The organism is Modestobacter sp. KNN46-3 (assembly GCF_011039295.1).
In genome coordinates this window covers 1-7580 of the sequence record NZ_JAAKGN010000193.1, presented here as the reverse complement: position 1 = coordinate 7580, position 7580 = coordinate 1, and the positions used below count along the sequence as shown (strand labels likewise).

3 protein-coding genes are annotated in these 7580 nt (G+C 75.3%); all 3 read right to left on the bottom strand.

Going from position 1 to position 7580, the window contains the following annotated elements; all coding sequences use genetic code 11:
• Positions 1–272: 272 nt before the first annotated feature.
• The 3 genes from G5C62_RS24030 to ilvD all read right to left on the bottom strand — a co-directional run bounded on the left by G5C62_RS24030 (position 273) and on the right by ilvD (position 7525).
• Positions 273–3035, bottom strand: a complete 2763-nt coding sequence (locus G5C62_RS24030) for a bifunctional diguanylate cyclase/phosphodiesterase (protein WP_164702994.1) — start codon at positions 3033–3035, stop codon at positions 273–275.
• On the bottom strand, positions 3032–5671 hold the full coding sequence (locus G5C62_RS24025; protein ID WP_164702993.1) for a bifunctional diguanylate cyclase/phosphodiesterase: 2640 nt from the start codon (positions 5669–5671) through the stop codon (positions 3032–3034). The genes G5C62_RS24030 and G5C62_RS24025 overlap by 4 nt, the downstream gene beginning before the upstream one ends.
• Before the next feature lie 87 nt (positions 5672–5758).
• Positions 5759–7525 (bottom strand): dihydroxy-acid dehydratase, encoded by a 1767-nt coding sequence (gene ilvD / locus G5C62_RS24020; RefSeq protein WP_241176102.1) that lies wholly within the window; start codon positions 7523–7525, stop codon positions 5759–5761.
• Positions 7526–7580: the final 55 nt, after the last annotated feature.

The following is a 7580-nucleotide window of genomic DNA, read 5'->3' as shown; positions in this document are numbered from 1 at the left end:
ATGTGTAGAAGGGACAGGCTCATCTGGACGATCTGCCTGGGCGCGGGGTGGGGTGATGCGGCGGACGCCTGGCGGTGGGCGGAGGGGCCGGCGAGGCGGTGCCCGGCCAACAAAAAACCCCTCGTGCCGCTGGCACGGAGGGGTGGCGCGTCGGTCGGGAGGGACCGGCGCGCTAGTGGATCGCTACGAGCAGACGAGTGCGTGGCACGAGGACACTGTGCGCCCCGCACCACGACCCCGTCAACCGCGTCGTCCCACAGGATGGGAACAGGTCAGGCGGTTCCTGAGACGGTGACCGCCGCCTGCCCGGCCACGACGTCGAGCGACCGCGGATCGAACGCGTCGATGACGGCCGGCAGCTCCGCGGGGGCGGTCGGGCGGCCCAGCAGGAAGCCCTGCAGGTAGCGGCAGCCGAGGTCGCGCAGCACCGCCAGCTGCTCGGGGGTCTCCACGCCCTCGGCGACGACGTCGATGGACAGCCGCTGCCCGAGCTCGATGACGCTGTGCACGAGCGCGGCGCTGCGTGCGTCCTCGGCGATGCCGGCGAGGAACTCCCGGTCCATCTTGAGCACGTCGACCGGCAGCCGGGCCAGGTAGGCGAAGGTCGAGTACCCCCGCCCGAAGTCGTCGAGGGAGATGACGCACCCCATGTCGTGCAGCGTCTGCAGGTCGCCGTCGGCCCGGTCCGGCTGGCCGATGAACAGCGACTCGGTCACCTCCAGCATGAGCTGCTGCGGCGGCAGCCCGGCCCGCGCCAGGGCGGCGGCGACGTCGGGCACCAGGCTGCCCGACTGGAGGTGCCGCACGCTGATGTTCACCCCCAGTCGCAGGTCGCGGCCCGCGCGGACCAGGCCGGCCAGCTCGGCGGTCGCCTGGTCCAGCACCCACCGCTGCAGCGGCACGATCAGCCCGTCGTCCTCGGCCAGCGGCACGAACTCCTCCGGCGACACCTCACCGAGCACCGGGTGGTCCCAGCGGACCAGCGCCTCGACGCCCAGCACCCGGCGCTCCGCGACGCCGACGATCGGCTGGTAGACCAGCCGGAGCTGCCCCCGGGACAGCGCGTCGGGCAGGTCGCGGGCCAGCCTGGTGCGCCGGACGGTGGCGCTGTCGGCGGTCTCGCCGTGCCGGCGTACCCGCCCCTTGCCGGCGGCCTTGGCCGCGCGCAGGGCCAGGTCCGCGTGGCGGATGGTCGCCGGCACCTCGTCGGCCGGGGCCAGCTCGGTGACCCCGATGCTGCAGGAGACGTCGAAGACCAGGTCCGGGTCCGCGCCCGGGGTGGGCACCGAGCGGTGGACGCCGGCCAGCTCGGCGATGATCCGCTCCCCCAGCGCCGTCGCCTCGTCCAGGTCGGCCCGCACGACGACGGCGAACTCGTCACCGCCGAGCCGGCCGACCAGGTCCCGGTCCCGGACCGAGGCGCGCAGCCGGTCGGCGACCTCGGTCAGCAGCAGGTCACCGGCCTCGTGCCCGGCGATGTCGTTGACCGCCTTGAAGCCGTCGAGGTCCAGCAGCAGCAGGCACGAGGCCTCCCCCTCCGCGGCCCGGCTGCGGGCGCCGGCCAGCGCGGCCATCAGCCGGGCCCGGTTGGGCAGCCCGGTGAGGTAGTCGGTGTAGGCCATCCGCTCCAGCTCGAGCTCGCTGTGCCGGCGCTCGTCGACGTTCCGCAGGTACACCACCAGGCCGCTGCCCAGCTCGGGGGCGGTGGCGTCGGGGCGCTGCAGGTCACCGGAGGCGAGCACCCGCACCGTCTCGTAGGACCGCCAGCTCCCGTCCTTGCCGCGCAGCCGGAGGACCCGCCCACGGCCCTGCCCCGGGTCGGCGCCCGTGGTCAGCACCGCCGCCAGCTCCGCCCGGTCCTCGCCGTGCACGAACTCGACCAGCTGCCGGCCCTCGAGGTCGCGCGCCGACCAGCCGTGCGGGTGCTGGCCGGCGGTGGAGTCCCAGGTGATCCGACCGCGGTGGTCCAGGACGATGGTGACGTCGGCGGCGCTGTGCACCAGCGTCCGGAAGTAGGCCTCGGTGCGCAGCACCTGCCTGGTCAGCCGGGCGCCGTCCGCCGCCCACACCAGGGTGCGGGCGAAGGTGAGCAGCAGCAGCACGGCCGCGGCCCCCGCCTCGACCGGCAGGATCGACCTCCCGCCGATCCGGCCGACCAGCAGCACGAGCACCACGCCGAAGGCGGCGCAGTAGCTGACCACCACGCCCAGCAGGGGCACCTCGGGGGGCTCGTCCGGGTCGGTGGACCGTCCCGGGTCGGCGGCGATGGCGAGGGTGCCGAAGCCCAGCATGGCCAGCCAGGCCGTGCCGCTGACCACGTCGGCGACGATGGAGGGGCGGACCACGGCGATGGCCCCGCTGACGGTCACCACGGCCACCGAGGCGAAGCAGGCCACCAGCCATCCGGCAGCGGCCCGCCGGGCCTGCCCCACCCCCGCGAAGGTGACCAGCCCGACGGTGCACAGCACCACCCCGGCGGCGGGGTAGCCGCGTGCCATGAGGTCGTCGACGGAGTCGGCCGTCCGGTTCAGCGCAGCACCGATCACCATCTCGGCCAACGCGGACAGCGCGACCAGGGCGACGGCGGCGTCCAGCGCCACCCGGGCACCGATCCCGGTGGTGGCCGACCGGATCAGCCGGGCGCAGCCCAGCAGCGCGAACGGGACCGCGGCCACCAGCGGGACGTCCTGCGGCCCGGCGGTCACCGCGTTGACCCCGACCCCGCGCACGGCGGCGATCGCCTCGCCCAGCGTCAGCAGACCGGCGAGGACGGCGAACGCCCGCCAGGGCGCCGCGGACTCCCGGTCCAGCCGCATCGCGTGCCGCACCACGAGCACCCCGATGGCCAGCGACGCCGCGCTGAGCACCGCCGGTGCCGTGTGCGCCGCGGCCGCGGGCCAGGCCGTCTCCACGAGGGCGAGGCCGACGGCGACCGCGCCGAGCAGGGACAGCACCGCCGCCCGGGGCCAGCGCGCCACCGCGGGCACGAGGGGCAGCGCCGGCACGCCGGCCGACGACGCGCGCAGCGCGGTCACGAGGCGCCGACCCGACCGGTCAGCCCGGGCCACAGCCGTCCGGTGTCGGACTCCAGCAGCTGCACCAGTCCGGCCAGCCCGACCGGGCGGGAGAGCAGGAAGCCCTGGGCGTACCCGCACCCGAGGGAGTGCAGGACCGTCAACTGGCTGGTGGTCTCCACGCCCTCGGCCACGACGTCGATGCCCAGGGTCGCGGCCAGCGCGACCACGGCCTGACAGACCGCCCGGCTGTAGGGGTCCCGGTCCACCCGGGACAGCAGGCTCCGGTCCAGCTTGATGATGTCGACCTGCAGCCGGCCGAGCGCGGGCAGCGAGGAGCGTCCGCTGCCGAAGTCGGCCAGGGCCAGGCGCACGCCCATCAGCCGCAACGCCGCCACGTCGTCGGCGAGGGCATCGACCTCGAGGATCGACTCGGCGATCTCCAGCACCAGTCTCTCCGGCGGCAGGCCGCTGTCCCGCAGGGCGGCCGTCACGTCACCGACCAGCGTCCCGGCCGCGAGGTGGGCGGCCGAGACGTCGACCGCCAGCTTCAGCTCACCACGGTCGCGGGGCAGGGTCAGCGCAGCGGCGGTCGCCTCCTGCAGCACCCACCGCTGCAGGTCCACCGCCAGCCCGGCCCGCTCGGCGACCGGCAGGAACTCCTCCGGCGGCACCTCCCCGTGCAGCGGGTGCTGCCAGCGCAGCAGCGCCTCGACCCCGGTGACCCGCTGGTCGTCCAGGGCGACGATCGGCTGCCAGGCCAGCGCGAGCTCGCCGCGCTCCCGGGCACCGACCAGGTCCTCCCGCAACTGCTCCCGACGGTCGCGGGCCGCGGACAGCTCCGCGCGGTACCGGCGCACCGAGCCGCTGCCGGCCGACCGGGCGTCCACGACGGCGAGCTCGGCCCGGTCGACCGCCTGCTCCTCGGTCAGCCCGGGCTCCAGCGACACCAGCCCGACCGCACCGGACAGGTCCACGATCCCGGCGTCGGTCACGATCGGCGCCTCGATCGCCGCCAGGCACCGGGCGGCGAGCCGGTCGTGCTCGTCCCCGGTCCCGTGCGCCAGCACGCTGAACAGCTCGGTGCCGATCCGGGCCACCTGGTCCTCGCCGCGCACGGTCGCGCGCAGCCGGCGGGCGACCTCGGCCAGCGTCGTCTCGACGACCTCGCTGCCGGCGTTCTCGAGGGCCTCGCGCAGGCCGTGCAGCTCGACCAGCAGCAGCGCGGCGTCGGTCGGTGCGTCGTCCGCACCGGCCAGCAGCCCGGCCAGGGCGAGCCGTTGGGCCGCCCGGTTCGGCAGCCCGGTGAGCGGGTCGACGAAGGCCAGCGAGCGCAGCTCGTGCTCCCGGTCGAGCCGGGCGGTGACGTCGCGGCAGTGCAGCACGAGCGCGGCGACGTCGGCGTCCCCACGCAGGTCACTGACCCCGGCCTCGAAGACCCGCCAGACGCCGGTGCGGTCGGCCAGCCGGAAGCAGCGCAGCCCGCTGACGTCCCCGTCCGAGCCCTCGCCGGTGAGCCATGCGGTCACCTCGGCGGCGTCCTCCGGGTGCACGGCGTGCGGCAGCAGCCGGCCCCGCAGGCCCGGCCCGTCGGCCGGCTCCACGGCGGGAGCCGCCCAGCCGATCCGCAGGTCGCCGTCGAGGATGAGCACCGCGTCGCTGCTGGAGCGGACCAGCGAGCGGAAGTAGGCCTCGCTCCGGCGCAGCCGCGCGGCGACCCGGTGCTCGACCCGGGCGGCGGTGGCGCGGTGGACCGCGGTCAGGGACAGACAGCCCAGCAGGGCGATCGTGGCGGCCGGGGAGGGATCGGCACCCAGCAGCGGCGCACCGAGGTAGGCGACCCCGGCGGCCACGGTCACCAGGTGCGGGAGCAGCTGGCCGACCACGTTGAGCCGGGAACTGGCCCGGGTCGGCGGCGCCTCGGCGTGGGCCCCCGGATCGCGCACCGCCGCCAGGCAGACCAGCAGCAGGGCGACGAGCTCACCGGCGGGTGCGGCGCCGTCCAGGGCGGAGAGGTGCAGCTCCTCGCCGGCGATCGCCAGGCCGTGCGTGGTCGCCCAGGTCGCTGCGGCGAGCAGCAGCAGGGCGCCGGCGCACCGCCGCGGCCCGGGGGACGCCGCGATCAGCAGGAGGACGGCGGACAGCACCGAGGCGGTCACCAGGCAGGCGACCTCCAGGACGATGCGGTCCGCGCCCTCCAGGGGCTGGGTCCGCATCGCCGGTCCGACCACCAGCACCTGGGCCAGTACGAGGGAGGCGCAGAAGAACAGCGCGGTCTCGGTGGCCAGCCGGGCACCGCCACGGCGCAGCCTGCCCGGGGACAGCAGGGTGAGGACGGCGACCAGCGCGAGCAGCGCCGCCGGCAGCTGGACCAGCTGCCCGGTGGCGTCGAAGACGCCCTCCGGCGGAGGGTCGAGCAGCAGCCCGGCGAACAGGCTGGTGCCCAGCCCGAGGAGCACGGCGAGGGAGAGCAGCCGCCAGCCGCGCGGGCCGCCGGAGAGCCGGCCGCCGGCGCGCCACAGCAGCCCGGCGGTGACCAGCGCGGCGGTGCACAGCAGCAGGTCGGCGGCCAGCGGGGCGGCACCGCCCGCGGCCCCGGTGAGCACCGGGACGGCGACCAGCCACCCAGGTGCCCGCAACCGACGCGTCCGCTCCACCCCAGGACTGTCGGTGCAGGAGCGCGCCGGCAACAGCGTGAGCGGCCCGGCCTCACCCCATCGGGCGGGGCCGGGCCGGTGCGGGCGTCAGCCGCAGACCGCGCCCTGGGCCGCCGAGCCGACCAGCTTGGCGTACTTGGCGAGCACGCCACGGGTGTAGCGCGGGGCCGGTGGCGCCCAGCCCTCCCGGCGGCGGGCCAGCTCCTCGTCGTCGACCAGGAGCTCCAGCGTGCGGGCGGCGAGGTCGAGCCGGATCGTGTCGCCGTCGCGGACGAAGGCGATCGGGCCGCCGTCGACGGCCTCGGGCGCGATGTGGCCGACGCACAGGCCGGTGGTGCCGCCGGAGAACCGGCCGTCGGTGAGCAGCAGCACGTCCTTGCCCAGCCCGGCGCCCTTGATCGCGCCGGTGACGGCGAGCATCTCGCGCATGCCGGGGCCGCCACGCGGGCCCTCGTAGCGGATCACCACGACGTCGTCCTTCTTGAGCGTGCCCTCGGTGACGGCGTCCATCGCACCCTGCTCGCCGTCGAAGACCCGGGCGGTGCCCTCGAAGACGTCGGCGTCGAAGCCGGCCGACTTCACCACCGCGCCCTCCGGCGCGAGCGAGCCGCGCAGGATCGTCAGGCCGCCGGTCTTGTGGATCGGGTCGTTCATCGCGTGCACGATCGTGCCGTCGAGGTCCGGCGGGCTGATCTCGGCGAGGTTCTCGGCCATCGTCTTCCCGGTGACGGTGAGCACGTCGCCGTGCAGCAGGCCGGCGTCCAGGAGTGCGCGCAGCACGACCGGCACACCGCCGACGCGGTCGACGTCGGTCATCACGAACCGGCCGAACGGCTTCACGTCGGCCAGGTGCGGGGTGCGGTCACCGATCCGGTTGAAGTCGTCGAGGGTGAGGTCGACGTCGGCCTCGTGGGCGATCGCCATCAGGTGCAGGACGGCGTTGGTCGAGCCGCCCAGCGCCATGACGACGGTGATCGCGTTCTCGAACGCCTCCTTGGTCATGATCTGCCGCGCGGTGATGCCCTTGCGGAGCAGCTCGACGACGGCCTCGCCGGAGGCGATCGCGATGGCGTCCCGGCGGGCGTCCGGCGCCGGCGGCGCGGCGCTGCCGGGCAGGGCCATGCCCAGCGCCTCGGACACGCTGGCCATCGTGTTGGCGGTGTACATGCCACCGCAGGAGCCCATCCCGGGGCAGGCGGCCTTCTCGATGGCGGTCAGCTCGTCGCGGGTGATCTTCCCGGCGGCGCAGGCGCCGACGCCCTCGAAGACGTCGATCAGGGTGAGGTCCTTGTCGCCGAGCTTCCCCGGCAGGGTGGAGCCGGAGTAGACGAACACGCTGGCCAGGTCGAGGCGGGCGGCGGCCATCAGCATGCCGGGCAGCGACTTGTCGCAGCCGGCCAGCAGCACCGAACCGTCCAGCCGCTCGGCGAACATGACCGTCTCGACCGAGTCGGCGATGACCTCGCGGGAGACCAGCGAGGCGCGCATCCCCTCGTGGCCCATGGAGATGCCGTCGGAGACCGAGATGGTGCCGAACTCCAGCGGGTAGCCGCCGGCGGCGAACACGCCCTCCTTGGCCCGCTTGGCCAGCCGGTCCAGCGACAGGTTGCACGGGGTGATCTCGTTCCAGGACGAGGCGACGCCGATCTGCGGCTTGGCGAAGTCGTCGTCGCCCATGCCCACTGCCCGGAGCATGGCCCGGGCCGGGGCCTTGGCGTCCCCGTCGGTGACCTCGCGGCTGCGGGGCTTGATGTCGGCGGTGGCGGGGCTGGTGGGGCGGTCCTCGACGGTCGTCACGACCGGCGATGGTAGGCCGGTCGCGGCCGGTGCACCGGTCGGCTGGGTGGTCGTCATGGCGTGCTCCTGATCAGGGACGGGGGCCGGGGGAACCTGTCTCTTATACACACCT